General features: G+C 63.8%; 1 protein-coding gene. It reads right to left on the bottom strand.

The features are described 5' to 3' along the window. A partial coding sequence (locus AC1DQP_RS20570) for a condensation domain-containing protein (protein WP_478052440.1) occupies positions 1-1,191 on the bottom strand: 1,191 nt, incomplete at its 3' end. Between the last annotated feature and the right edge of the window lie 127 nt (positions 1,192-1,318).

Raw genomic sequence — 1,318 nt, 5'->3', positions numbered from 1 at the left:
CCGTACCTGTGCTTCAAACAGCGTGTGGATGAAACCATCGCCCGGGTACGCCCTAGCCGTCGCATTGAAGCGTGTGGACAGCATCTCCATTTCCTGCGGATCGAGTATCTCAAGCTGGTACTGGGGCGCGGTCGGCGAGCATTCCAAGGCGCTGACCAGGCTAAGCATCGCCATGCACAGATACCCATTGATCCGCTTTCCATCGATTCCGGGCATGCATTCGGTAACAAGTGCGAAGGCATCACCTGAGTCGTCGATCCGGATGCTGAGCGGGAAATTGGTATGGTCGCCATCGGAGGAAATGCTGCGGATGTCGGCCGGGAATCCCGGCAATACAGCTTGGGCTGAATCTGGTCTGGCTTCACCGTGCCGGTAATTGAGCAGTGTCGAGAACAGTGGCGTCGACGCGGGCATCCCGCTGCAGCGCTGTGCCAGTACCAGAGGAGCGTGTTCATGGGCCAGGAGTGCCTGCATGCGCTGGGAGGTCTCCTCCAGCAACTGGGCAACGCTGCGCGTTCCCAGCGAAACCCGCAATGGCAGCGTATTGATCGTCATGCCAAGCATCCGCTCGGCACCGGCCACGCCCTGCAGGCGCCCAGACAATACGGTTCCGAACACCACGTCCTCGTTGCCTGTGCAGCGCCCCAGCACTTGCGCCCAAGCCACATGGAACAGCACTGCCGGAGAAACCCCTGCACGACGCGCGCTCTCGCGCACGCGACGGCCCACGCCAGGCTCCAGCGATTGACGCGACTCTGTCGTAGACCTGCCACCAACGTGCATGTCCAACACGCCGAAGGGCGCTGTTGGCTCATCGACGTTCTGGAACTGCTCCTGGAAGTACGCCTGGTGTGCTTCCATCGGCGTCCGTCGTGCCTGTGCGACGATCTCACGGAACGGCACCGGTACGGGCAGCGCGGCACCGTTTCCATTCAGCAGTGCGGCAATTTCAGCCAGCGCCAGTTCAAGCGTCATATGATCGCAGACGACGTGATGGCGCAGCAGTGCCAGCAGCCACTCCCCCTCGGCCTGATCGTGGGCAACAAAGGCCGCGAGCAGCGGCGCGTTGCGAACATCCAGCCGCAGCCGGGCCGGGTCCGCATACTGCTCCAGCGCGTCCAGGGCTGAGCCCGCAGGTGGAACGGCCACCACCTCTACCGGCAGCGATGCCTGTCGCTGGACGACCTGCACCGGCAATCCAGCCGCAGCCGGGCCGGGTCCGCATACTGCTCCAGCGCGTCCAGGGCTGAGCCCGCAGGTGGAACGGCCACCACCTCTACCGGCAGCGATGCCTGTCGCTGGACGACCTGCACCGGCA

It is taken from the genome of Stenotrophomonas sp. P5_A8, assembly GCF_056400545.1.
The sequence above is the reverse complement of the archived record's forward strand: the minus strand, read 5'-3'. Positions and strand labels throughout refer to the sequence as shown.